This is a genomic window from Flavobacterium sp. ABG (genome assembly GCF_001027725.1).
In the GTDB taxonomy this organism is placed as follows: Bacteria; Bacteroidota; Bacteroidia; order Flavobacteriales; family Flavobacteriaceae; genus Flavobacterium; species Flavobacterium cupriresistens.
The window spans coordinates 1-26,080 of record NZ_LEKS01000024.1 but is presented as its reverse complement, the minus strand read 5'-3'; the positions used below and the strand labels follow the sequence as shown (position 1 = coordinate 26,080).

The window sequence follows — 26,080 nt, the reverse complement described above, 5'->3', positions numbered from 1 at the left end:
TTTTCGACTTTGTAGGTGTAAAACGTAAACTTATGATAGCTACAAGGTCGATACCTCTAAACCAGAATTTTTTTCAAAGATTCAGCAATAGCACGCCATAAAAAATTGTAAAATGATTTCTCGGGAATGCGATCTAATGCCACAGCAGCTTTTTTGGCCTTCTCATCAGAATCATTTTTCAGAATTATATTGGCTATAGCCGTTTTTAGTTTGGCCTTCTTTTCAGGATTCTTCTTTTGAAAAAGGGTTACTTTTAAATCATCGTAAACTAAAGAGGCATTTCCGGTTGCATTGCTATCGTTTCCGTAAAAATTAAATTGATACGTTTTAAAAGTTCCTGTAAAAGAAGTGTTTATATAGGGCTTGGTAAATCTAGCCAAAGCCACCACATCAAAATTGGAGATCCTTCCCTGAATGTGAAAGCTGTCTTTCGGATCTAAAACATTAAAACTCCAATTAACATGCAAAGCCGAGTTTTTCATGAATTGACAATCCACCGTAATTTTGGTATCATCCGCTTTTTTTAACTCAAAACCACTTTGGATCGCAGTGGTTTGAAGATTGAAATGATCAAAAGTTAAAATACCGGGGCCTTTAGAGAAATCGATCTCTTCTTCATAAACCAATTTTGATTTTCGGATTTGTAAAGAATCAATTTTCATCGGGAATTTAATTTTTCGCAGTAAAGCATTATACAAAGGCTTCTTGCTTAAATCGTCTTTTGGTATTTTACTGCGGTAAATATTCGCATCCAGATGGTTTACAACCAAAGAAGAAGCATTAAAAAAGAAACGGTTGTTTTTGAAACCCCACTTCAGGTTGTTCAGATGCGCGGAGTCAAGCTTTAGGGTATAAATATCTTTTTCTTTTTCCAGTTTTTGCACAAAGACTTTTCTCGAATATTCCGGTAAAACCGAGAATTTATTGATTTTTAAAAAGTTATTTTCGGTACTAATCTTGCCGACTGTAATACGATAAAAGGAGCTGGGTTTGTAATATAAGCTGTCACAAACCAAGGTGTATTTTTTGTAGTGCAACGGAATTTTTTCTTGTAATGTAGCGTCGGTAATCAAAATACCTTCGAGTTTTAAAAGAACTTTTTTGATCGTAAAGATCGGTTTGCTTGTTTGTAAGGAAACAACATCTACGGCGCCATCATTAAGGTAAACGTTAGAAACGGCAATTATTTTTCGAAAAGGAGCAATGATTTCTGTCTCGATACTTTTGCTGTTGTTTAAAAGCTTTGTGCCTTTTTTGTATAAAATAATACGGGGTTTGTTGATGATAATACTTTCGGCCTGAATAACATTACGAAAGACCAAATCCCAGATGTTAAAATGTTTAATTGTAATAGATTCAATTTTTGTAAAAAGTCCATTTTTACTGTCCTTAGGCTGGTTTTTTGGATGAACTACTAAGGTGTACGCATGGATATTCCTGGACAGTAATGCCACATCGATTTTCTCATAATTGATATGATAGGCGGTTTTGTTTTTCTCGTGAATAATGACTGGCAGTTGTTTTTTTATCCAATAATTAAGACCGCTATTGGCTAAAAGCACAAAAACAAAGACTAAAATGATACCGATTGTTATTTTTTTATAGATAGACATTATTATTGTGTTAACTTTAATACATAAATTTAAACTTTTATAAAGAATGGTTTTTATATGATTCCGTTTTTAAATTACATGATTACTAAATTGTCTGTCTGTTTATACTTTTTTGCATATGAGAAAAATTAAAAAAATCCTGTTGGTTTTATTGGTCGTAATTGTTGCTCTTGGAATTGGGTTGTGTGGTTATATATTTCACCTGAAACCCAAGTATGAAGGAGAATTACAACTTAATAATCTGGAAAAAGAAACAACCGTTTATTTTGATGATTTTGGTATTCCTCATATTTATGCGAGTTCAGAAAAAGATGCGATGACGGCTTTGGGTTATGTGCATGCGCAGGAAAGATTGTGGCAAATGGAGTTGTTACGTCGTATTGCACCGGGAAAATTGTCTGAGATTTTTGGTTCGGTAGCCCTTAAAAACGATAAATTTTTCTCCGGAATCGGAATCGAAGAGGCGTCGGCCAAAGCCATTTCTAAGTTAGACAAAAACAGTCCGAGTTATCAGTTAACGATGGCCTATTTAGATGGAATTAATCAGTATCTCGAAGAAGGAGTAACTCCGATTGAGTTTACGTTGGTAGGTGTAAAAAAGGAAAAGTTTACGATAAAAGATGTTTATAATATTTTCGGATATATGTCTTTTAGTTTTGCGATGGCGCAGAAAACGGATCCGTTATTGACTAATATTCGCAATAAATATGGTGCTGAATATGTAAAAGATTTAGGGATTGAAGGAGAGTTTAATACCACTCAGCTTAAAAGTTCAAAAGAAAATTTAGAAGAATATACGGCGGTTGCAAAATCGGTTGCTGCCTTGTTGGACAAATCGCCAATTCCACCTTTTATTGGAAGTAACAGTTGGGTTGCCGGTCCACGGAAAACGAAAAGCGGTAAAGTGATTTTTGCTAATGATCCACATATCGGATTTTCTCAGCCTGCAACTTGGTACGAAGCGCATTTGATTGCTCCTGACTTTGAGTTGTACGGATGTTATCTGGCCGGAACTCCTTTTCCGCTATTGGCGCACAACCGAAATTATGCCTACGGGTTAACCATGTTTGAAAATGATGATATTGATTTCTATCAGGAGAAAAACAAAGCTGATGATGCCAATCAATACCAAACTCCAACAGGTTTTAGTGCCTACGAAACCAGAAAAAAGACGATCAAAGTTAAAGATACATCAGACGTTGTTATGACTATTAAATCCAGTCGACACGGACCGATTATGAATGATATATTAGATCATTTGGATAAAAAAAATCCAATTGCCATGTCGTGGACGTATACCAGGGAGCCAATCCAGATTTTGGATGCTGTTTACGGAATTTCGCACGCTAAAAGCAAAGATGATTTTAGAAAAGCAGTTAAGTTAATTGCAGCACCGGGATTAAATGTAATGTATGGGGATGCCAAAGGAAATGTGGCCTGGTGGGCAACAGGAAAATTGTACAAACACAATAAAGGTGTGAACTCCTTTTTTATTTTAGACGGTGCCAGCGGAAAAGATGATATTACAGAACAGTTGGATTTTGAGAAAAATCCGTCTTCCGAAAATCCAAAGTGGGGGTATGTGTACTCAGCAAACAATCAGCCCGAAGCAGTTGACGGTTATTTGTATCCGGGATATTATTTGCCGGAGGATCGTGCTAAAAGAATTTCGCAGTTAATGGATGCCAAATCAGATTGGGATAAAGAAGCGATCAGTAAAATGATTTACGATAATACCTCTCCGGTTGCAGCAGGGACAGTTCAGAATTTAATTTCGAGTTTAGACAACAGCAAGCTTTCAGCAGAAGAACAGCAAGCCATTACGGTTTTAAAATCATGGAAAGGAACCAATAATCTTGAAGACGTTGCACCAACGATCTACAGCAAATGGGTTTATCTCTATTTGAAAAATACGTTTGAAGACGAAATGGGCAAGGAGAATTTTGATTTATTCTTAGGGACACATATCGGAAAACAGATTATTGCCAGACAGATTGTCAATGAGAATTCTGTATGGTGGGACAATATCAAAACTCAAAAGGTTAAAGAAACCAGAAATGAGATTGTTTCAAAATCGTTTCATGACGCTATAGGATCCCTTCAAAAGCAATTAGGAAATCAAGTTTCAGATTGGAAGTGGGCTAAAGTTCATACTGTTGAGCACGAGCACCCGTTAGGAAAAGTAGCAGCATTACGAAAATTATTTAATGTTGGCCCTTATGCTTCACCGGGAACCAATGAGGTAATTAATAATTTATTCTTCGGATTAAATACGGAAGGCCAATACCACGTAAAAGGTGGTCCGTCTACAAGAAGAGTGGTCGATTTCTCGGATATAGAAAACAGTTGGAGCATTTTACCAACAGGGCAATCAGGAAATCCGTTCAGCAAACATTACGACGATCAGGCAGAAATGTACAATGCAGGAAAGTTTAGAAAAATGAAATTGAATAAAGAGGAAATTGTAAAGACTTCGACTAAGTTGGTTTTAAAGCCGAGATAGTGAGAAGTGAAATGTAAAATGTCAGAAGTGAAAATTTTCACCTCAAGGCTTTTTCTTTGGCCCTTTGCACCTCTGAACCTAAAAAAAATTGGGGATAAAAGTTTTCGAACTTTTATCCCCAATTTTTTTATTTAGACACTAAATATTTTCCTTTAACAATATCCCTAGTGTAAATATCAAGATTATTAAGCAGTACCTTGTTTGTTGTCATTGCGTTTGTGGTTTGGTAACCGTTGTCTTTTTCGTAGGTCTTTAGTAAGGTTTCAAGCTCTACTTCATTATAAAAGGCAAACATATTATAAACAGCATCTCTGAAGTTTTTAAAATTGATGGTTTCTGTTATTTCTATGGTTTTTTGATCGTTCCATTTTTCTTTAGAAGCCGTTTCATTTATTTTATTCAAACAATAATCAACAAAATAAGTTTTGTAATTGGTAGCCTCAATAATTCGGTTGATTATGATTGTGTTTTGCTGTGAGGGCATTGGTATGGCATTAGAAGAGGTTTGTGACTTACAAATCGCTGGAACAAACAATAAAAATACTAAAACCGAAAGGGAATGCTTTTTTAAATTTTTCATAGGTTATTTTTAAAATTAGATACAACTTTTACAGTTGTAAATGGGATGATTTGGGATTATAAGATTTTTTTTTGGGCACGCTAAAATAGTATTTTTTGTTTTAAATGTCCAATGAAAAGAACACTTTCAAACGAAAAACTCCGATACGACGGCTTTAAAAAGTGTCGTAACGGAGTTCGTAAGAGAACGATTACCTGTAATCGGATATGGGTCTTTTGACTTTATTTTCTGGAGGTTCGCATGGCTTTTACGATTTTTAGATTTTGGTCTTTAGACAGTTTTTGGTATGCTTCGGTCTCCATTCCGTAAAGGGCCACTTTTCCTTTTTCATTATTGTGTATACCCCAGCCATACCTTTTGGTCAAAGGAGAGGCACGCAGACAGGCTTGTCCTTTCGAAAAGAATTTCTCACGGGCTTCCTCATATTCTGATTGGGTTAAATCATTTTTGTCGGCGAAAACCTGAAACAGAACATCGTCTGACGAATATTTATAAGGATTAGCATGAATCAGGTCAAACTCGATAGTGGCAATAGTTTTGGCTTCGCCTTTTTGTCTCGGAATTTCACCACCGGCAGCGGGACAATCTTCCGCTACTTCAATAAAAGTGTTTTCGTAGTTTGTGGTATGAACTTTCATCTGGTCTAGTTATTAATAAAGAGTAAGCTAAAATAATGATTTTCAATTAAAAACTCCGATCGTATAGCGGTTAAATCTATGCGATCGGAGTTTACTAACTAACGATTATTGTTTTGTTATTTTTTAGAAATTTCCTCCAAAACCTTTTTCCCGCTTTCATTTGATGGATCAAGTGTTACCGATTTTGTGTAATTTTCGATCGCCAACTTGGTGTTGCCGTCTTTCAAATAGGCCTCTCCTAAACTGTCATAAACATTTCCAACTTTAGGGAAAGTTTCCACATTGATTTTGAACATTTCTATTGCTTCTTTTGTTTTTCCGCTTTGCAATAATTGATACCCCGCGTTATTTATCTCTCCCTCTTTGATGCGGTAGGTCGAGTCTGCTTTTAGTTTTTTATAGCTGTCAATTCCGGCGGTTAGCCCTTTTGTATTAAAAATCTCTGATAATTCAAGTGCCATTGATTTTTTCGCTTGATTATAAGGTTGATTGTATAAAATAGCTCTGATCGCAGTATTCATTTCACCCAAAACAGTACCTCCCGTATTGTTCAATAAAACAACCAGATTTTTATCTGCCGGAACACGGGATATTAGAGTGTTAAATCCATTGATTCCTCCACCGTGTTCTACTATTTTTAATTTGCTTTTATCGCTGTTTAAAAGTTCATCGATAAACCATCCGTATCCATAAGACTCATCACCGAAACTGATATAAGGTTTGAATAAGGAATCCATAGAAGCAGCTGACAGTAATTTATTGGTGTACAATGCCTGATCCCAAAGGTATAAATCCTCTACAGTAGAATACAAAGAACCTGCTGCATACGGAATACTCATATCAATATAAGACGAATTAATGAGTTTTTTGCCTTGTTTTTCATAACCTGCAGCTCGCTTTTTTAGAATAATTTCGTTGTGGTCATAACCGGTATTTGCCATTTTTAAAGGAGTCAGAATGGTTTCCTGTAAATATTGCTCATAGGTTTTTTGAGTGATTTTTTCAATAAGATAACCCAATAGAAAATAACCCGAATTGCTGTATCTGAATTTTTCGCCTGGTGTAAATTCAAGTGGCAGATTTTCAAAAGTTTTTATAAACTCTTGCGGAGTATAAGGTTCTTTGCTTTTTTCCTCCAGAAATTTAGGAACCGAGGTATAATTTGGAATTCCCGATGTATGCGTTAGCAAATGATGAATTGTTATTTTGTCGCCCGTTGCTTTTGGGTAATCCGATAGATAAGTGGTGATTGGAGCATCCAGTTTTATTTTGCCCCCTTCTGCCAGTTTTACAATTAAGAAAGCGGTAAATTGTTTGCTGATAGAACCCAATCTGAATTTGGTGTCAGTCTGATTTGGAATATTCCATTCCATATTAGCCTGTCCGTATCCTTTTTTGAAGATCACTTTTCCGTGTTCTGCAACCAGTACAGATCCATTAAATTGGCCGTATTGGTTGTATAAGCTCATTAGCTGATCTATTTTTTTAGCCTTGTCTTGAGCAAAAGAGAGGTTGAAGGTGAAAAGTGCAATAAAGCAAATTACAAATGATTTAAATAAAGAACGGTTCAATTGTTTTTTCATGATGATTGATGGTTAGTGTCTAAAGTTAATAAATAATTGCATCCCTGCAGACTAATTTGTTAGACGACTGGTTTTACATTTAGTTTCACTATCAATCCGTTTTTTTATTTTATAAACGAGGAAGTATTAAAATTTAATGGAGTATTATTTTCGAAAGATTTGTGTTCATAACTAACGATTCGTTTCAATTTCCAGTCGTTCTCTTTTCGTTCCCATATATGAATAAATTTTCCCGTTGCTTGTGGAATGTCATTGGCAAAAAAGGTATGTTCGCCCAATTGTAAAGCACCAAAATCTCCTAATTTAGTTATAGTACAGGAGTTTAATTTTCGGATTACTTTTTCGGGTCTTGCATAATTTCCAATTAAAGCTTTTATTTTACCGCCATAAGGAACGTTTAACCCGTATCGATCATCATAAAATTCGATATCATCGCTTATTATTTTTTTGAAAAGAGCAGCATCATATTGATTGAATGCAATATCAAAGAGCAGGCTGTCCATTCCGATGATGTCAGTTTTTAAAAGTTCTGCTTCTAAATCTTCGTTTTTTGTCTGGTCTAATGTTTCTCTGCTTAAAAACAGCATAAAGAGAACGAGTAGGTTTATCATCGGCATCATGATTACTGTTTTTTAAATTCAGTTATTTCGTTTCAATAGCAATTATTTTTTTACCATTTTCGCCTAAATAGTGCAAAAGTAGTTTCTTATAAACTTTGTAACCATCATCTACATTGGTAAAAATAAGCAGTCCTTGTTTGGTCTTTGGTAAGAGAAAAACAAGGGTTTGTACGCCTTGATCTGCGCCTCCATGTGATAATGCATAGGTGCTATTTTCAAGATCATATATTTCGAAACCCAATCCGAAGTATTTGTTTTTTTTCTCTTTACTAACCTGGGGGGTAATCATGTCATCAAAAACTTTTTTACTCAAACCGTCGCCGTTCATTACACTACATAAAAAGGTTCCATAATCTTTGATGGTGGTTAGCAGATCATCGGCAGCGTTTGCGGTTTTATTTTTGTTTGTTTCATAGGCATTTCCTTTGGTGTCGTAACCAATGGCAAATCTGGATTCATCGGTTTTAGCATTCCAGAAAAATTGAGTGTCGGTCATTTGCAGCGGCTCAAAAATTAATTCTGCCGCTAATTGGTTCAATGGCTTGTGGAATTTTTTTTCTATTGCTTTTCTCAAATATTCAAACCCTTCTCCTGAATATTGATGTTTAGTGCCCGGTTTAAATTGAATGTCTAATTTGCCGGATTTGTTCATATACCTCCAATTCGGAAAACCGGTCTGGTGGCTTATAATAAGTCTTGTTGTAATTAATTTGTTGTTAGGGTCATTGGCAACATCCGGATCTGTCCAGTATTGGTAGATCGGTTCGTCCAGATTCCATTTTCCTTGACTGACTAATTTCAATGCCACAATTGCAGTGATTGGTTTTGTTAGGGAAGCGACATTCCATATCGTATTGTACGGTGCGCTAACTTCTTTTTTAAGGCTGCCGAAAACTTTTATTTGTTTCAATTTTCCGTCAGCGATAACTCCAATTCCTAAAGCGGGGATATTATTTTCTTTAAGCCATTTTTCGGTTGTTTCCTCTTCATCAAAAAGAGTAGATTGATCAGCTGTTGAGTCAGGCATTTGATGATCGTAACTTAACGATCTGCCTAATTTCCAGTCTTTGTTTTTTAAAAGCCAGAGATGGGTAAATTTGGCATAACTTCCTGCTTGTTCCGGTTTTCCCGGTGAGATTTCATAAAAGCGATGTCTTCCCATTTGTATGGCACCATATACGATTCCGTTTTTGTATAAAGGATAAACTTCAGTACTTCCAGTAACCAATTCTCTGCGATATCTATAAGGTCTTGACTTGTCACATATTCCTTTTTTTAAGTTGATTAAAAATTGGGCTTTGTTTGAGATACTGTCTTTGTCATGATAAAATTCAAAATCTTCCGTATATAAATTTTCAAATTGAGAAATGTCGCAAGTATTAAAGCCAACATTAAACAGTAGGCTGTCTTTTGACATAATGGTTTTATACAGTTCAGAGTTTTTTTCTTCCTGCGAAAATCCGGATTGGATCTGGAAGAAAAAAAGACCAGTTAAAATTAGCTTTAACTGGAATAGATTTGATTTCTTGAAATTCATTTTTTGATTGGTGTGATTGATTTTACAATAGTAAAGAAATTACTGATCAAGAAATTGTACAAATGCGAAATACTATCTTTTCTTGGATAGAAAGTAAAAATCCGGATTGAACATTTTTGGAGTTGTTTTCGTCACGTCTTTAAATTTTTTTATAAAATGCGACTGGTCAAAATATTTATTATAAAGTGCAACATCGGTCAGACTTAGTTTTTCCTGACTCATATGGACCATTTGATCGACCGATTTTCTAAATTTTAGTAGCTGAATGTATTTTTTGATGGTAAGTCCGGTTGCCGCCTGAAACTTAATTTGTAAGGAGCGCTGTGATAAGTTTATAATTTTTCCAATTTCAGAAATTGAAATTTCTTCCTCATGAAGTCTGATGATTTCGCAGATTTTTTCAATTGTATTTTTAGACGGATGTAAAGCATCTAATTCTTCGAAATAAGTATTGATAACATTCAGTAAATCTGAAATAGAACTGTTTAAACGATAATCAATTTCGTCATCGAAAGGAAGTTCTGTTGGATCTATTTTAAGGATAGCATCTGTAAAATTGCTTAAATCATATTTAGGAAACATCGAAAGTGTCCAGGGGTGTAATTGCGTAATGGTTACTTTAGTTCCAGGTTGGATATTCACTAAAACTTTATTGGTCATTTGCGAACAAAAATAGAGTCCCTCTGTCATGAGATACTTTTTTTTGCTGGTGTGAACTTCTATAGACCTTCCGCTTACAATCGCTAAGTTAAAACAGCCATTAGGCAGAATGAGTTTATTCTCAATTAAAGTTTCTCCAATACTATTATCAAGACACCAAATCTTATTGACAAAGCGTTCACTTTTTTCACTTACATAAAATTCTGAATAGAGGTTCATTTGCTTTATTATGTTGTTGAAAATCGTTAGAATTGACTCGTTTTTAGTGACAAACGAAAATAGTGTTTTTTTAGGTTTGAAGCAAGATGAGGTGCAAAGTTACAGAGGTACAAGGGAGCAAAGGAGTAGAGATGTTATTTGTGATTTATGTTCACGAAAATTTTCACGCAGATTTTACTGATTTACAGGAGTTATTTTTGGAGTTAAGAAAGACAGAAAGATTTTAATAGCTCGTTACAGGTAAACAAATCCGCCCAATCTGCAAAATCTGCGTGCAAAAAAACATTACAACTAAGCTTCTTAGCGAATTTTTAAGGAACAGAACCCTGACAACAAGATATAGTATTATTTTTTAATAGGCCTATGCTCATAACTAACAATGCGTTTTAAAACCCAGTCATTGTTTTTTCGTTCCCAGATATGAATAAATTTTTGCAGTCCCAACCGGAACACCATCCACTAGAAAAGTGTGATCTCCCAATTGTACTGCGCCAAAATCTCCTAATTTATCAATAGTAGTGGAGTTTAATTTTCGGGTAACCTTTTCAGATCGGGCACATTTTTCATTAAAAGTTTTTATTTCGTGCTCTTTCGAATTGTTTAACCCCGAACGATCGTCGAAAAACTCAATATCGTCGGCTATAATTTTTTTGAAAAGATCCGTTTTACATTCATTAAAAGCAACCGTGAAAAGCAGACTGTCCATTTTAATGATTTCTGTTTTTAGATTAGCCATTTTCAGAACTTGTTCATTTGTTTGTGCTTTTATCATTCCGCTAATTAGGAAGATAAAAAGAAAGAGGATTGGTTTTTTCATGGTTTGATCCGATCAAATTAGGTTTTAGGATGGTGCTGAAAGATTATTTTTTAACAGTAAACAATTCAACAGTGGACGTTTTCTTAAATGGATCATTAAAGAAACTCAACAATACCAAGTTAAAAAGATCCGGTTTCTCATAAGAACCAAAATGTGTTGCTCCGGGCATCACAAAAAAGTTGGAGTTCTCAATGTTATCGAAAATTTTAATCGAATGTTCCAGTCTGATAGCATCTCTGTCGCCAGACATAACTAATACAGGGCATTTTATTTTATGTAAATCTTTTTCAGAGATATTAGGCTGGTATTCCAGTAGATTATAAAGATTTCTGACATGCGAATCTTTTGTCGTTTTTAAGGTCTCCTTTACTACTTCATCGATTTCATTATAAACCGCTTTTTTACCCGGAAATAAATTGGCTCCAAAAGTGGCGACTTTGCTAACTTTTTTAGGATGGTTTATCGCAAGCAATAGCCCTAGAATGCCACCATCGCTTTGGCCCCAAACATAAGCACTGTCAATTTTTAAAGAATCTAACAAAGTGCTGACATCGTTGGCCATTTGCACATATTTTAGTTGTTCGTTGGACGGATCAACTGATTTTCCGTGCCCTCTGCTGTCGATGGCTATAACCTGAAAGTATTTTTTAAAATATTCGATTCGGTGCCCATGACCTTTAATCGAACCGCCATTTCCGTGAAGTAACACCAAAGGCTTTCCACTTCCGTAAACCTCATAATACATTTTGATGCCGTTAATGTCTTTATAGTTCCCAGCTTCTTTATTGTCGCCATAGGGAGTAGTAAGGTTGTTTTGTCCAACTAATGTTCCTATAGTAAGGAAACAGATAAGAAATAAGACCGATTTTTTCATGATTTTGGTTTTTTGATTGATTGAAAGATTGGCAATATATTGGTGGTAAATATATTATTAGTACTTTTTTACTAAGTCACTTAGATCATTTTCCTGTAGAATTTTGTCTAGATATTTCCCTCTGCTGCTGGTTGCTCTTTGGTAAGGAGCGAAAAGATTAGTTGATTTGTTAAATTCGGCGTTGAGGTTTTTTAATTCTTCTTTTTCAGAGTCCGTTAGTTTTAGATTTTCTTTTTCCTGATTGAATTTGATTAGTTTCTTTACAATAATCTCTTTGTCGATAATGTCATTTTCTGAAGCATTCAAGGTGCATATGCCATATATACCATTGTTGTAATGTTGCCATTCCTCTTCAAAAGCCATGTCTAATCTTTCTTCATTTACACGATTGTTTTCATCGAATAGATTTTGATACGCAAATTCTTTGGTGCTGTGATTTAGTAAACGCTGGATAAAGTTTTCTCTAAATTTTTGTTTTACTTCTTCACTGTTGTTTTGGGTTGTTTTTAAATCGTTTAAAAGACTTACAACGTTTTTGCTAAAGTATTTTTTTACTGTTGAAATCGAGTGTGAGTCATTTAAAGAAGAAGATATTTTTATCTCAGAATGTATCAAATAAGAATAGGAAGGAATTAATTTTTCAAGGATAAATTTTTCAATTTCAGCTGTTTCAAAATGGGTAAGTATCGCCAGATTTTCCAGTTCGATGTAGTTGTCTTCGATGTATTTTAGGTTTGATTCCATTTTGGTAGGGTATTGTTTAGTTATAATTTCTGAGTAGTAAAAATAGATTTTTTCTACTGTATTTTGCTCTGAAAAATGAAGATTTTCGAAGAAACAGCTGTTACGATGAGCAGAACCGGAACTCTTTTGTAATGTTCCAATAGCGTTAACAAACCACAAAGGAGAGGAGAAATCGTGTCAACGGCCTTTTTTTGTGGATGGCTAATAGGTATTTAGGGGGCTTAAATGCTAAATATTTGCTTTATTTTAAAGTTTTGTGCATTTATTACTTATTTTTACGGTCTTATTATTTAGATTTTTCTTGATGCAAACTCCACTTAAAATTGCTGTTGTCGGTTCTGGATTGGTAGGATCGTTATTAGCAATTTACCTTAAAAAAGCAGGTCATACCGTTCATGTTTATGATCGTAGTCCTGATATTCGCCAAATCAATTTTTCGGGACGTTCTATCAATCTGGCAATGTCCAATAGAGGCTGGAAAGCTCTTGATGCAGTTGGTGTTGGTGATGCGGTTCGCGAAATCGCAATCCCAATGGACAAACGCGCCATTCATTTGGTAGACAAACTAAATTTTCAAAATTACGGTCAGGAAGGCGAATCGATTTATTCGATTTCAAGAGGGACTTTAAATAGAAAAATGATTGATCTTGCAGAACAAGCCGGAGCAGAGTTTTTCTTTGAACAAAAAATATGGGATGTTACGCTCAATGATGCCACGCTGCATATTGGCGATACCGAAAGAGGTGAGTGGGAAGAGAAGAAATTTGATATGGTTTTTGGTGCCGATGGTGCTTTCTCAAGAATCAGACACCGCATGCAACGTCAGAGTATGTTCAATTATTCGCAGGAATTTTTGAATATGGGCTATAAAGAATTGAATATTCCGGCAAATTCTGATGCTACACATAAATTAGATAAATATTCTTTTCATATTTGGCCACGTGGCGAGTACATGTTGATTGCGCTTCCTAATTTAGACGGAAGTTTTACCTGTACCTTGTTTATGCCATTTGAAGGCGAAAATTCGTTTGCATCTTTAACAGACCGTAAGAGTGTCGAAGAGTTCTTTGAAAAAAACTTCCCGGATTCGATAGAAGTAATTCCAAAACTGGCAGAAGATTTCTTTAAAAATCCAACCAGTACTTTGGTCACCATGAAATGTTTTCCCTGGACATACGAAGATAAAATTGCCCTAATCGGAGATGCCTGCCATGCAATTGTCCCATTTTATGGGCAAGGTATGAATGCCGGTTTTGAAGATATCACGGTTCTAAATGAAATGATCGAAAAGTACGGAGATGATTGGAAAAAAGTTTTCTCCGAGTATCAGATCTCGCGTAAGCCTAATGCAGATGCGATAGCAGAACTTTCGTATCGCAATTTTATGGAAATGAGCACCAAAACGGCAGATGAGAAATTCTTGTTGCAAAAGAAAATCGAAAAAACATTCTCAGATAAACATCCCGATAAATGGATTCCGTTATACAGTCGTGTGACTTTCAGCGATCGTCCCTATACAGAAGCCTTGGCGATTGGCGATTTCCAAAACGCAATCATGGATGAGATTCTAAAATTAGATAATATTGAAAATACGTGGAATACTCCCGAAATTGAAAACAAGATTTTGGAGTTGTTAACCCGATAAAATCAAACCCGACAGGTTTCCAAAACCTGTCGGGTTTATTTTTTTTACTTCTTAAATATCTTAGACAAAACACCAAAAACACCTCTGATAAAAGTAGCACTCGTTACAACTTTTAAAACAGATTTACCAACCACACTTGCTGTACTAGGTTCTGATTTGGATTGTCTTTGAGAAGTTTGAGCCTCTTCCTGTTCCGAACTCGCTTGTTGCGCATCGGTTATTTTTTTGGTTAAGATTTCGTAAGCACTTTCACGGTCAAGCTCTTCACTGTATTTTTTTACAAGTTTCGATTTACCATTGATCACTTCAATTTCATCGGCAGATAAAACGTCCATTCGGCTCATTGGCGCACGCATCATCGTTGCTACAAGCGGTGTTGGAACTCCTTTTTCATTTAATGCCGTAACCAATGCCTCTCCAATCCCTAAGCTCGTCAATAATTCATCTGTTTTGTAGTAGGCTGAGGTAGGGTAGTTGTCCGCTGTTTTTTTGATTGCCTGTCTGTCATTGGCTGTAAAAGCTCTAAGCGCATGTTGTATTTTTAATCCTAATTGTGCTAAAACACCACTAGGAACATCCATTGGATTTTGTGTGACAAAATAAACGCCAATACCTTTAGAGCGAATTAGTTTTACAATAGTTTCAATTTGTTCAAGTAAAACTTTACTGGCTTCATTAAAAATTAAATGCGCTTCATCAATAAAGATTACTAGTTCAGGCTGATCAGAATCTCCTTTTTCAGGCATTTGCTGATAAATTTCAGCCAATAAACTCAACATAAAAGTCGAGAATAATTTGGGTTTATCCTGAATATCCGTCAAACGAATAATGTTTACGTATCCTTTTCCGTTTTCATCAATACGCATCAAATCATCAATTTCGAAAGATAGCTCTCCAAAAAACAAATCGCCACCCTGTTGTTCCAATTCGATTATTTTTCTCAGAATAGTTCCGGTTGTTGCGGTTGAAATTTTACCATAAGCCGCTGCAATTTCATCTTTCCCTTCTTCCGTAATATAATTGATTACTTTTTTGATGTCTTTCAAATCCAGTAAAGGCATCTGATTGTCATCACAATATTTGAAGATTACAGAAACAACTCCCGTCTGCGTATCATTTAGGTCTAAAATTCTGGAAAACAGTACAGGGCCAAATTCAGAAACAGTAGCACGCAAACGAACCCCATTTTGTTTGGATAGGGACATAAGCTCTACAGGAAACGCAGCTACATTATATGGAATGTTTATTTTAGCGTGGCGCTCCGTAATAAAACCTTCTTCTTTCCCTTCTTTTGCAATTCCGCTAAAATCTCCTTTAATATCCATCATTAATACAGGTATTCCTGCATTTGATAATTGTTCCGAAAAGACCTGAATTGTTTTGGTCTTTCCCGTACCTGTTGCGCCGGCAATTAGTCCGTGACGGTTTAAAGTTTTTAAGGGAATCTTAACATGGGTTTCGGCAAGTGCTTCCCCGTCTAGGATTGCGCCCCCCAAGATAATACTGGCACCTTTTGAAGAATAGCCATTGTTTATATCTTGAATGAAATTGTCTTTTTTATTCATGTTTTTATTCGTAATTTAGATGATTATAAGAGTTTTGCTGTGTTTTTTAACAGTTTGACCTTGTTTTTTTTAGTAGGAAAAAGCTTTTTCAGTATAAAAATAAAACAAAAAATAATTTCGCAACTTTTTAAGAAGATATCAGCGGAATGTTGGAATATTTACTAAAACGTTGTAATTTTCCCAAAAATCATCCTGTTTTTTGTTTTATCTAAAAAGTAACAAAGGCAATTTAATGAGATATTTTTTAAATTGACGTTAAATTTCCTTCAATTAAATTAAAAAAAGTTTTTTTATTTAAACTAAACGTATAAATTTGCTCCTCTACAAGTTAAATATAACTAAAAAATAAAATTATTTAAAACTATTAAAATTAAAAAAAATGGCAAACGTTAAAGTTAAAAAAGAAAGCACTTCAAATGGAGGAGGAATGATTACCGGAATCATTATTGTTGCGTGTATTTTAGTTGGGGTGTTTATTTGGAAAGTAATCATGGGAGATGCTTCTAACTTCGAGGGAGGAAATCCAGAAACTGGGCATCCGATCAATACTTTAGGACAAGTATACAAAGGTGGTTTTATCGTACCAGTATTATTAGGTATGTTTTTAATGGTTGTTGTTTTTTCTATTGAAAGATTCATCGTTATCGGTAAAGCAGCTGGAAAAGCTAATTTAGATAAATTCATGAAAAGCGTTCAAGGAAGCATTAAAGAAGGAAACATCGAAGCTGCAATCGCTTCTTGTGACAAACAACAAGGTTCAGTTGCAAATGCAATTAAATCTGCTTTAATTAAATACCAAGACGTTAAAAAAGAAGGATTCAACAGTGAAGAAGCTTCAGAAGTAATCCACAAAGAAATCGAAGAGGCAACTTCATTAGAAATGCCAATGTTAGAAAAAAATATGACTATTATCTCTAGTTTAGTTTCATTAGGAACTTTAGGAGGATTACTAGGAACTGTATCTGGTATGATTAAAGCGTTTGGTGCATTAGCTTCTGCTGGTACTCCGGATCAAGCTGCTCTTGCAACAGGTATTTCTGAAGCACTTATCAACACTGCAACAGGTATCTCTACTTCAATCTTAGCAATTGTATCTTACAACTTCTTTACTTCTAAAATTGATGATTTAACTTACTCAATTGATGAGGCTGGTACTACAATCGTAAATACTTACAGAAGATTCAGAGGAAGTTTGAAACAATAATTAATTTTTGATATTTAATATATAAATTAATTATATCAAAGTAAAATAAAAGAGAATGGCTAAAATAAAAATGAAAAAAAAGTCAACATCGACAGATATGACTGCCATGTGCGATGTTGCGTTCCTTTTGCTTACGTTCTTTATTTTGACAGCTACTGCTAAAGTGCCGGAAGCACTTCCTGTAGATATGCCTTCTTCTACTGTACAAAGTAAATTACCAGATTCAGATTTGGCAATTATTACAATTGGAAAAGGAAAAGACGGGAAAAGCAAAGTGTTTTTCGATATTAAAGGAAGAGAGATTCGTAAAAGAACTCTTGAAGGAATGGGAGCAAAATTCGGTGTGACTTTTTCAGAAGATGATAAAACTAAATTTGCCTTAATGGATGACTTCGGTGTTCCAATAACAAGTTTAAAATCGATCATCGGTATGACATCGTCTGATAGAGTAAAAGCAGACCAACCTGGTATTCCAATCGATTCTTTAGACAATCAATTAAAAGAATGGCTTTTAGTTTCAAGAAGAGCTGCAATTGATCTTGATGATAAGGAATTACAAATTGCAATTAAAGGAGATGCTAAAGAACAATATCCACAAATCAAAAAGATAATGGATATTTTGCAAGATCAGAAAATCAATTCCTTTAACTTAGTTACAGGAATGAGAGGAAAAGACTTTTAATTAAAAAAGATACACTAAAATGGCTGAATTAAATACCGGCGACGGTGGTGGCGGAAAAGGTGGTAAAGTAAGAAGTAAAAAGCAGAATTCTAAAGTCGATTTAACGGCAATGGTGGATTTGGCATTCTTATTGATCACATTCTTTATGTTAACCACATCGTTGTCAAAACCTCAATCTATGGATTTGTCATTGCCAGATAAAGACGATGACTCTACTAAGAATGTAGATATCAAGGTAGATGAAAATCGTACGATGACATTAATATTAGGAGAGAATAATAAGTTGACTTATTATATGGGATTATTAGCGACTCCTATTGCGGGGCCTAAAGATATTGCATATGGTAAAGATGGTATACGTAAAGAAGTTCTTAAAAGAAAGAAATCGGTTTTGGAATATTCTGCAGCAAAAGGGAAACCAAAACAGGGGATCATAGTTATTATCAAACCAACTAAGAAATCAACTTACCGCAATTTAGTTGATATGTTGGATGAAATGGCGATCGCTGGAGTAGATACGTACGCAATTGTTCCTGAGTTTACACCTGAAGAAAAAAAATTGGTAGATAAAAAATAAGAGCAATCTTGTTTTATTGATACCCTAATACTCAAGAAAAATGAAATTAGATATTATAAAAAATCAGTGGCTTGATATCGTATTCGAAGGACGTAATAAGATATATGGTGCATATGAGTTAAGAAAATCGAACGGTAAGACGACTGTAAAAGCGCTTATCATTGGTTCCGTTATCTTTAGCTTTGCTGTAGCAGCTCCTCTTATTGCAAGTTTTTTACCGGATTCTAAGGAAGAAGATGTTAATAACGATATTAAGATTGCGACGGTAAAACTACCTCCAAAGAAAGAGGAAGTTAAACCTAATCAACCACCACCACCACCACCACCACCAAAAGTGGATCAGGTGAAGTTTGTGAAACCTGTGGTAGCTAAGGCTAACGAGGTAACTGAGGAGCCACCAAAGATTGAAGAACTTAAAGAGAAAAAAGTAGGTTCTGAAACAATCAAAGGAGATCCAAACGCAAAACTTGTAGTAGATGAGCCAGTTGGTACTGGTCCTGTATCGCAGGTGGTAGAAGAAGATAACAGTGTATATAGTACAGCTGGTATCGAAGTAAAACCGGATTTCCCTGGAGGAATTGAAAAGTTCTACAAATTTGTAGGAAACAATTATAAGACGCCAGATGAAGAAGGTTTAAAAGGTAAAGTTTACGTTACTTTTGTAGTAGAGAAAGACGGTTCATTAACCGACATTAAAGTTTTAAGGGATATCGGTTACGGTACAGGAGCAGAAGCGATTCGTGTTCTTAAAAAATGTCCAAGATGGACTCCCGGCGAGCAAAATGGTAAAAAAGTTAGGGTACTTTACTCTTTACCTATTACTATTCAATCTGCAGAATAATGTTAAAAGATATGCTTAATAATATTCAGAAGAAATCGCTCAAAGAGCGATTTCTTCTTGTTTTAGGAATACTGTTTTTTTTAATATATCTTGTGCTTGGTTTAATGATTATGTTTTGGAAGAAGCTTCCATTAGATATGGAGCCTAAATACAGATATGCTTTTGGTGGTTTATTGATCGTTTATTCAGCCATCCGTTTCCTGAGATTAATTAATTCAAACGCAGAATAGTTTATGTTAAAATATAGTAAAGTTTTTGGTTTAGTAGCTTTTGTCTTTTTGTTTGCCATGTGCAATCAAAAAAGCAAAAACGATGAGAGCAAAGAGACAATCTTAAAAGGATCTTTAGATATTACGGTTGACGAAACTATAAAACCAATCGTTGAGGATCAGGTTGCGGTTTTTGAAGGGACATATTACGATGCCAAGATTGCAGTTAAAGCGAAATCAGAAGCAGAGCTTATTAATGATTTGTTGAATCAAAAAGCAAAAGTAGTTGTTACAACAAGAACCTTGTCCAAAGAAGAAGAAGAGAGGTTTGCAAAGAGTAAAATAAAGCCAAGAATTACGCCTTTTGCAAAAGATGCGATAGCTTTGATTTCAAGTAAAAGCAATAATGACACTTTAATTGCGTTGAAATCTGTAATTGATTTTATGCAAGGGAAAACAGATACCGGTATTAAAGGATTGGTATTCGATAATCCTAATTCCAGTACTGTCCGTTACATGAAAGAGTTGGCAAAGGTTAAAGAGATTCCAACTAACGGTGTTTTTTCATTTAAAACAAATGAAGAAGTTATTAAATTCGTTTCGGAAAATGATGGTATGATCGGTGTAGTTGGAGTAAATTGGTTGTCTCAGCCCGCTCCGAATATGATCGATTTGATTAAGAAAATAAACGTTTTAAGTGTTAAAGGTTTAAATGATAATACATACTATAGCCCATCACAAAACGATCTTGCTGAAGTGAAATATCCTTTGGCACGTGATTTGTTTATTATAAATTGCCAGGGATATTCCGGTTTAGGAATGGGGTTTGCTTCATTCATTGCTGGAGACATTGGTCAACGTATAGTTTTAAAATCAGGTTTACTACCGGTGAGAACTCCGGGAAGAAAGCTTAAAATTAGAAGTCAGATTATAAAAGATAAAGAATAAATTAATTACTATAAAGATGAATAAATTTAAAATTTTTAGTTTTGCCTTAGTTGCTTCAGTTTCTGTAGCAAAAGCGCAAGACATCAACCAGGCTAAGAAAGCAATTGACGCGGAACAATTTCAAAAAGCGAAATCATTGCTAAAATCAATAATTAAAGCAAAACCATCTGATGGGGAAGCTAATTTTGTTTTAGGGAATATTTACCTAAATCAATCTGTTATTGATTCTGCTAAAATTTATTACCTAAATGGAATTGAAGCAGCAGATAAGAAAAACCTAAACTATATTGGATTAGGTCAAATCGATCTAAACAATAAAAATACAGCGGCAGCTCAGGCTAATTTTGCTTTGGCGACTAAAGATATTAGACGTAAAGATGTAAATGAGTTTATTTACATTGGTAGAGCTTATATCAATTCGGATAACCCGGATTATAAAAATGCAATCGCAAGTTTGCAAAAAGCATTGGCTATTGAACCACAAAACGCTACTGCTCTTTTAACAATTGGAGATGCTTATTATGGGGCTAATAATCAAAATGACGCTTATAAAGCTTACCGTGATGCATTTACTGCTGATCCAACACTTTTGAGAGCGAAAATGCAATTAGGGGTTTTATTGAAAGGGGCTAAATCTTACGAAGAAGCAATTAAATCTTTTAATGAAGTTATTACTCTAGATGTTAATTACGGACCGGTATACAGAGAGTTGGCTGAGACTTATTACAAATGGGCAAGAAACAAGCCTTCAACTTCTACAGTTAACTTGCAAAAAGCAATTACAAACTACGAGAAATATTTAAGTCTTACAGATTATTCATTAGATTCTAAAATGCGTCACGCTGATTTCTTAATCTTGGTTAAAGATTATAAAAATCTTGAAGTTGTGGCAAATAAAATGATTGCTGAGGATAAAGTTAATCCTAGAATCTTCAGATATTTAGGATATGCTGCTTATGAGAATGGAAATTATGATGTTGCTATTAAATCATTAGAAGATTATATTAAAGTACCAACAAATAAAATTATCGCAAGAGATTATTTGTATCTTGGTTATGCTAAAATTAAAAAAGGTACAAATGCAGAAGGTGCAGTTGATGCAGCTGCTTTTGATTCAGGTTTAGCTGAAATTAAAAAAGGAGTTGCTTTAGATCCAACAGCTGTTGAAGAGCTTGGAGATTTTGGAAAAGAATTATTTGGTAAAAAACAGTTTGTGCAAGCTGCTGATCTTTTTGAGTTAACAGCTACGAATACAGAGTCAAAAAGTTATTTGACAGATAATGTGTATTATGGTATTGCTCTTTACTATGCAAATGTAAATAAAACAGCTACTGCTCCTGAAGTTGTTGCTGCTTTAGGTAAAGCTGATGCTGCTTTTGACAGAGTATTGGTTGCTTCTCCTACTTATGAGGAAGCTTACTTGTACAAAGGAAGAATCAACAACTTACTGGAAAAAGATGATCTAATCATTAAAAACTACGAAGAGTATGTTACTAAAATAACTGCTAAAGGTGCTGAAGAATTGGCAAAACCAGCTACAGTTAAAAAAGTAGTTGAAGCTTACAACAGTATCGGTGCAAGTTATGCTAATACAGATAAAGCAAAAGCAATTGAATATTTCAACAAAAGTTTAGTTTTAGATCCTGCTAATGCTTATGCGGCACAGTCAGTGAAAGCTTTGAAATAATTAAAGCCTTTTATTAAATATAAAACCGGTAGTTCTCATTGAACTACCGGTTTTTTTATGTTCCGTATTTAAATGACTATCTTTGCACTTTAAAATAAAATAATGTTAGCTAAAGAAATACAATTAGAAGTGAATAAAGGTGCTATGTTGCCTTTGATGGAAGAGTTTTATACTATTCAGGGAGAAGGTTTTCATACCGGAACTGCTGCTTACTTTATTCGTATTGGAGGTTGTGATGTGGGCTGCCACTGGTGTGACGTGAAAGAAAGTTGGAACGCAGAATTGCATCCACCAACAAGTATTGATGTAATTGTAAAAAATGCTTCTACGTATGCGGATACTGTTGTAATTACGGGTGGTGAGCCTTTAACATGGGATATGAGTTTGTTGACGAAACAATTAAAAGATAAAAATTTAAAAGTCCATATCGAAACTTCAGGTGCCTATCCATTGTCCGGAACATGGGATTGGATTTGTCTTTCGCCGAAAAAGAATAAATTGCCAACTCAAACTGTCTATGATAATGCACATGAGTTAAAAGTGATTATCTACAATAAGCATGATTTTATTTTTGCCGAAGAACAAGCGGAATTGGTAAATGATAACGCAATTTTATTTCTTCAACCCGAATGGAGTAAAAAAGAAGAAATGACTCCATTGATTGTAGATTATGTAATGAATAATCCAAAATGGCGTGTTTCACTTCAGACACATAAATATTTGAATATTCCTTAAATGATAAAACAAAAAATCTCTTCAATTGAAGAGATTTTTTGTTTTTAATAATGAAGGCACAGTGTGTAAGAAAGATCCAATTAGTGGTTATTTCCAGTTCTTGTGTTTTTTCAATGTAGTTATATGAGTTAAATGATGTTTGCCATGCCAGGCATAAGTGGCTATCATTTGCTTTATCTTAATTTCAGAATTATTTTCCGGATGTATGAAGCTTTTTTCCAGTTCAGTCTCCGATAGATTCTTCATAATAAAAGCTAATCTGAAATGGAGACCTTCCAGTAATGATAAAGTGGGCTCTATTGGCATTTTTAAATTATCGGGTAATTCAGACCATAAAACTTCATCATATGCTTTTATTACAGGATTGTTTTCGGTTAAGGCCCATTTTATTCTTATAAAACAATTCATATGGCTCTCGGCGCAATGATGAATCACTTGTCTAACGGTCCATCCGCCGGGACGATAGGGAGTGTCAAGTTGTTCTGCTGATAAATGGATCGTTTCCTGTTTTAATTTTTCAGGGAATAATGAAATTTCTTCGATTTGACTAAAAAGATACTCTTTCGAATAGGTTGTAGGTGTAATGAACTTCCCAATCGGATATTTTAATTTTTCTAAATCTAAATTTTCCATAAGCTTAAAAAAGAGTGTTAAATTGAAAGTCTGGCTAAATAATCATAGTGTTCGCCTTCCAGAATAAGTTCACATTTTAGTCCGTTAGCTATTGCGGCGTTCTGAAGTGTGTTGTAATCTAGATACAGCCAATTAAAAGGTTCTTCTTTTTCGCCTTTGTAGCTGATATTAAAAACAAGTTCTCCGTAATAATCAGTACTGGACGGAATCCATTTGCCGCCATCCTCATCTTCATCAAACATATAAATAATGTCTGAGCTGTCCAATAGAATTTGCCCGCCTGTATTCAGTAAGGATTTTAATTTTGATAAATACTGATTGCAATTTTCCAGTTTTCCAAAGATACCAACGCCATTCATTAGTAATACAACCGTGTCGAATTTTTCTCCTTCAAGATCTAATACATTTTGGATTTTTGCATTTTTAACGCCTCTCAGCTTGCAGGTTTCTATTGCATGGGTAGAAATATCTATAGAAGTGACCTCTAAATTTCTGTCATTTTGTAGGGATAAACTATGACTGCCCGCTCCGCAGCCTACGTCCAGAATTTTTCCGGTTGCCAGTTGTAATGCTTTTTGTTCTATTTTCGGCATTTCATTATAAGAGCGGAATAAATAATCAACGCTCATCTCGTCTTCTTCAGAAATCGAAGTTTCGGTAATAATATTTTCAGGTGAATTTTGGGTCTGAAAATCATACATTGCTTTTCCAAAAAGATCTTTCATTGTATTTTTAGTTCAAAGTTTAAGGTTTCAAGTTTAAAGTTGTTTAATTTTGCAGGTCAACTTTAAATTTTAAACTTGAAACAGATTTTAAATAACTTAAATAAGTTAGCCAAAGATAAGCATATCGAAAACAAAAAGTATTTCGATAAGCTTAAAAAGAAACAACCTAAAAACTTAGACTATGTGATGCAGGAATTGCATGATAAAGAGTTTAAGAAAACGGATTGTTTGCAATGTGCCAATTGTTGTAAAACAACCGGGCCACTGTTTACTTTGGCTGATATCGAAAGGATTTCAAAATCTTTCAGGCAAAAGCCACGGCAATTTATAGAACAATACCTTCAGATTGATGAGGATAAGGATTATGTGTTGAAAAGTGTGCCTTGTACTTTTTTGGATAATGAAAATTATTGCATGATTTACGATGTCCGCCCGAAAGCTTGCAGAGAGTTTCCGCATACTGATCGAAAAAAGTTTCAGCAGATTACAGATCTTACTTTGAAAAATGTTGCGATTTGTCCAGCCGCGTATAATATTGTCGAGGAGATGAAGAAGCGACTTCCTTTGTAAATTGAACCCGTTCGGCACTTAAATATTATATAATTGTTTTTGGAACAATTTGTTTTTGTTTTTTTAAACGTATTTTTGACTGATGCGAGGGCATACACTAATTTTAAGACAACTGAAAATTGAATCTAGAATACTTCATTGCTAAAAGACTTATTACTGCTAAAAATTTTAAAAGCAGTATTTCGGCTCCGATTATAAAAATTGCCATATCGGCTATTGCTATTGGTATTATTATGATGTTGGTTTCTGTAGCAACAGGAATTGGTCTGCAGCAGAAGATCAGAGAAAAGGTTTCTGCTTTTAATGGTCAGGTGATTATTTCGAATTATGACAATAATAATTCGGAAGTAACTATAGTTCCTATTTCAAAAAAGCAGGATTTCTATCCCGATTTCAAATCTGTTCCCGGAGTAAGTCACATACAAGCGATTGCAAGTAAGGCTGGAATTATCAGAACGGAAAGTGCTTTTGAAGGAATTATATTCAAAGGAGTAGGAGTAGATTATGATTGGAATAATATTAAAGAATATCTGGTTGAGGGCAGATTGCCTGATTTTACTAAAGCCTTAAATGAAGAAGTTATAATTTCCAGATTCCTGGCCGATCGATTAGGTCTTAAAGTTGGAGATCATTTTAATACTTTCTTCATTAAAGAGGAGCAGGGTAAAATGCCGAACAGTCGTCGTTTTGTGATAACAGGAATTTTTAGTTCGGGTTTTCAGGATTTTGATGCTACTTATATAATAGGAGATATACGTCATATTCAACGAATCAATAAGTGGAGTCCGGATCAGGTTGGGGCTTTTGAGGTTTTTGTTAATGACTTTAGTGAAATCAGAGCTACAGGAAATCAAATCTACGAACAAACGTCATCAAGTTTAGATACTAAAACAATAATAGAGAAGTACAGCTATATTTTCGACTGGTTGCAACTTTTTGATTTTAATATTATCGTTATCCTTGTTATTATGATTTTGGTTGCTACTATTAATATGGTGGTGGCGTTATTGGTTCTTATTTTGGAGCGCACACAGATGATAGGGATATTGAAAGCGTTAGGTGCAAATAACTGGGCGGTTAGAAAGATATTTTTATACAATGCGTTTTACCTTATTATAAGAGGCCTTTTTTGGGGTAATCTGATTGGGATTTCATTATTGCTAATTCAGCAGCATTTTGGAATCGTTCAGCTTAATCCGGAAAATTACTATGTTAATCAAGCACCGGTATATATAAATTGGGGTTATGTGATTTTGCTGAATCTGTTAACTGTTACAGTTTGTTTTCTGGTGTTATTGATTCCGTCTTATATAATAACTAAGATTTCTCCAGTAAAAGCCATTCGTTTCGATTAGTTTCTCTCTATATAGTATACCCCAACCCGACAGGTTTTCAAAACCTGTCGGGTTTATTTTTTAAAAACCCCAGTAAAATCAGCTCTTCCAAAAGAACAGCAACAAGAAAAAACCACAACGTGAAAGAAAATTCTTAAAGACAACAAAAAGCCAAGTTTTGTAAAAACACTATTACCAGTAAGTTAAGAAAAAGATTGAAAAAAAGGCAAAAAAAGCAAAGTAAAAAGCTTGTAAAAGCGAATAAAGGGACTACTTTTGCACCCGCAACAAGACAGACGTTCCCTGATAGACTGACAAGAAAAGAGGATTAATTTTT

Annotated in this window: 25 protein-coding genes; 12 read left to right on the top strand and 13 right to left on the bottom strand. The window is 34.6% G+C overall.

Annotated elements, in window-relative coordinates:
* Positions 1-56: 56 nt before the first annotated feature.
* Entirely contained in the window at positions 57-1,613 is a 1,557-nt protein-coding gene (locus tag AB674_RS19510; RefSeq protein WP_047778964.1) for a hypothetical protein, read from the bottom strand.
* 118 nt (positions 1,614-1,731) lie between these two features.
* On the opposite strand from AB674_RS19510, the gene AB674_RS19505 reads away from it, so the two are divergent.
* Positions 1,732-4,116, top strand: a complete 2,385-nt coding sequence (locus tag AB674_RS19505; RefSeq protein ID WP_047778963.1) for a penicillin acylase family protein — start codon at positions 1,732-1,734, stop codon at positions 4,114-4,116.
* Positions 4,117-4,243: 127 nt separating this feature from the next.
* Here the strand turns inward: AB674_RS19505 and AB674_RS19500 are convergent, their stop codons facing one another.
* The 9 genes from AB674_RS19500 to AB674_RS19460 all read right to left on the bottom strand — a co-directional run bounded on the left by AB674_RS19500 (position 4,244) and on the right by AB674_RS19460 (position 12,388).
* Positions 4,244-4,696 carry a hypothetical protein gene (locus tag AB674_RS19500; protein WP_047778962.1) on the bottom strand — a complete coding sequence of 151 codons (453 nt, stop codon included), beginning with the start codon at positions 4,694-4,696 and terminating at the stop codon, positions 4,244-4,246.
* Between the two features lie 221 nt (positions 4,697-4,917).
* Complete coding sequence (locus tag AB674_RS19495) at positions 4,918-5,334, bottom strand: DUF6157 family protein (protein WP_047778961.1); 417 nt, start codon at positions 5,332-5,334, stop codon at positions 4,918-4,920.
* 116 nt (positions 5,335-5,450) lie between these two features.
* Positions 5,451-6,917, bottom strand: a complete 1,467-nt coding sequence (locus AB674_RS19490) for a serine hydrolase (protein ID WP_047778960.1) — start codon at positions 6,915-6,917, stop codon at positions 5,451-5,453.
* Between the two features lie 104 nt (positions 6,918-7,021).
* Positions 7,022-7,537 (bottom strand): DUF4440 domain-containing protein, encoded by a 516-nt coding sequence (locus tag AB674_RS19485; RefSeq protein WP_047778959.1) that lies wholly within the window; start codon positions 7,535-7,537, stop codon positions 7,022-7,024.
* Positions 7,538-7,559: 22 nt separating this feature from the next.
* Entirely contained in the window at positions 7,560-9,074 is a 1,515-nt protein-coding gene (locus AB674_RS19480) for a serine hydrolase (protein ID WP_082210681.1), read from the bottom strand.
* Between the two features lie 72 nt (positions 9,075-9,146).
* The gene (locus AB674_RS19475) at positions 9,147-9,953 is read right to left on the bottom strand and encodes a helix-turn-helix domain-containing protein (protein WP_047778958.1); all 807 of its coding nucleotides are present in this window, start codon (positions 9,951-9,953) and stop codon (positions 9,147-9,149) included.
* Between the two features lie 397 nt (positions 9,954-10,350).
* Positions 10,351-10,770 (bottom strand): nuclear transport factor 2 family protein, encoded by a 420-nt coding sequence (locus AB674_RS19470; protein ID WP_240478112.1) that lies wholly within the window; start codon positions 10,768-10,770, stop codon positions 10,351-10,353.
* 43 nt (positions 10,771-10,813) lie between these two features.
* Positions 10,814-11,644: an alpha/beta fold hydrolase gene (locus tag AB674_RS19465; protein ID WP_047778957.1), complete on the bottom strand. Its 831-nt coding sequence runs from the start codon at positions 11,642-11,644 to the stop codon at positions 10,814-10,816.
* A gap of 57 nt (positions 11,645-11,701) precedes the next feature.
* Positions 11,702-12,388, bottom strand: coding sequence for a DUF6058 family natural product biosynthesis protein (locus AB674_RS19460; RefSeq protein ID WP_131701563.1), 687 nt, complete (start codon positions 12,386-12,388; stop codon positions 11,702-11,704).
* A gap of 304 nt (positions 12,389-12,692) precedes the next feature.
* Between AB674_RS19460 and AB674_RS19455 the strand changes: the two genes are divergently transcribed.
* Complete coding sequence (locus tag AB674_RS19455) at positions 12,693-14,033, top strand: FAD-dependent oxidoreductase (RefSeq protein WP_047778955.1); 1,341 nt, start codon at positions 12,693-12,695, stop codon at positions 14,031-14,033.
* A gap of 44 nt (positions 14,034-14,077) precedes the next feature.
* On the opposite strand, the gene AB674_RS19450 is transcribed toward AB674_RS19455, so the two are convergent.
* The gene (locus AB674_RS19450) at positions 14,078-15,598 is read right to left on the bottom strand and encodes a helicase HerA-like domain-containing protein (RefSeq protein WP_047778954.1); all 1,521 of its coding nucleotides are present in this window, start codon (positions 15,596-15,598) and stop codon (positions 14,078-14,080) included.
* A 379-nt stretch (positions 15,599-15,977) separates the two neighbouring features.
* Here AB674_RS19450 and AB674_RS19440 point away from each other — a divergent pair, with 379 nt between their 5' ends.
* The 8 genes from AB674_RS19440 to AB674_RS19405 all read left to right on the top strand — a co-directional run bounded on the left by AB674_RS19440 (position 15,978) and on the right by AB674_RS19405 (position 22,481).
* The gene (locus AB674_RS19440) at positions 15,978-16,802 is read left to right on the top strand and encodes a MotA/TolQ/ExbB proton channel family protein (protein WP_047778952.1); all 825 of its coding nucleotides are present in this window, start codon (positions 15,978-15,980) and stop codon (positions 16,800-16,802) included.
* A gap of 55 nt (positions 16,803-16,857) precedes the next feature.
* On the top strand, positions 16,858-17,484 hold the full coding sequence (locus AB674_RS19435; RefSeq protein ID WP_047778951.1) for an ExbD/TolR family protein: 627 nt from the start codon (positions 16,858-16,860) through the stop codon (positions 17,482-17,484).
* Positions 17,485-17,503: 19 nt separating this feature from the next.
* Positions 17,504-18,061 carry an ExbD/TolR family protein gene (locus tag AB674_RS19430; protein ID WP_047778950.1) on the top strand — a complete coding sequence of 186 codons (558 nt, stop codon included), beginning with the start codon at positions 17,504-17,506 and terminating at the stop codon, positions 18,059-18,061.
* Positions 18,062-18,101: 40 nt separating this feature from the next.
* Positions 18,102-18,902: an energy transducer TonB gene (locus AB674_RS19425; RefSeq protein WP_047778949.1), complete on the top strand. Its 801-nt coding sequence runs from the start codon at positions 18,102-18,104 to the stop codon at positions 18,900-18,902.
* Positions 18,902-19,132 carry a hypothetical protein gene (locus AB674_RS19420; protein ID WP_026983456.1) on the top strand — a complete coding sequence of 77 codons (231 nt, stop codon included), beginning with the start codon at positions 18,902-18,904 and terminating at the stop codon, positions 19,130-19,132. The genes AB674_RS19425 and AB674_RS19420 overlap by 1 nt, the downstream gene beginning before the upstream one ends.
* Before the next feature lie 3 nt (positions 19,133-19,135).
* Complete coding sequence (locus AB674_RS19415; RefSeq protein ID WP_047778948.1) at positions 19,136-20,059, top strand: PstS family phosphate ABC transporter substrate-binding protein; 924 nt, start codon at positions 19,136-19,138, stop codon at positions 20,057-20,059.
* A gap of 16 nt (positions 20,060-20,075) precedes the next feature.
* Positions 20,076-21,746, top strand: a complete 1,671-nt coding sequence (locus AB674_RS19410) for a tetratricopeptide repeat protein (protein ID WP_047778947.1) — start codon at positions 20,076-20,078, stop codon at positions 21,744-21,746.
* Between the two features lie 102 nt (positions 21,747-21,848).
* Complete coding sequence (locus AB674_RS19405) at positions 21,849-22,481, top strand: 7-carboxy-7-deazaguanine synthase QueE (RefSeq protein ID WP_047778946.1); 633 nt, start codon at positions 21,849-21,851, stop codon at positions 22,479-22,481.
* Between the two features lie 87 nt (positions 22,482-22,568).
* On the opposite strand, the gene AB674_RS19400 is transcribed toward AB674_RS19405, so the two are convergent.
* On the bottom strand, positions 22,569-23,114 hold the full coding sequence (locus AB674_RS19400; RefSeq protein WP_047778945.1) for a YfiT family bacillithiol transferase: 546 nt from the start codon (positions 23,112-23,114) through the stop codon (positions 22,569-22,571).
* Positions 23,115-23,131: 17 nt separating this feature from the next.
* On the bottom strand, positions 23,132-23,839 hold the full coding sequence (locus AB674_RS19395; protein WP_047778944.1) for a class I SAM-dependent methyltransferase: 708 nt from the start codon (positions 23,837-23,839) through the stop codon (positions 23,132-23,134).
* A 75-nt stretch (positions 23,840-23,914) separates the two neighbouring features.
* On the opposite strand from AB674_RS19395, the gene AB674_RS19390 reads away from it, so the two are divergent.
* Together AB674_RS19390 and AB674_RS19385 are read left to right on the top strand one after the other, a co-directional pair.
* On the top strand, positions 23,915-24,409 hold the full coding sequence (locus tag AB674_RS19390; RefSeq protein ID WP_047778943.1) for a YkgJ family cysteine cluster protein: 495 nt from the start codon (positions 23,915-23,917) through the stop codon (positions 24,407-24,409).
* A gap of 119 nt (positions 24,410-24,528) precedes the next feature.
* Positions 24,529-25,764, top strand: coding sequence for an ABC transporter permease (locus tag AB674_RS19385; protein ID WP_047778942.1), 1,236 nt, complete (start codon positions 24,529-24,531; stop codon positions 25,762-25,764).
* The last annotated feature ends 316 nt before the right edge of the window (positions 25,765-26,080 follow it).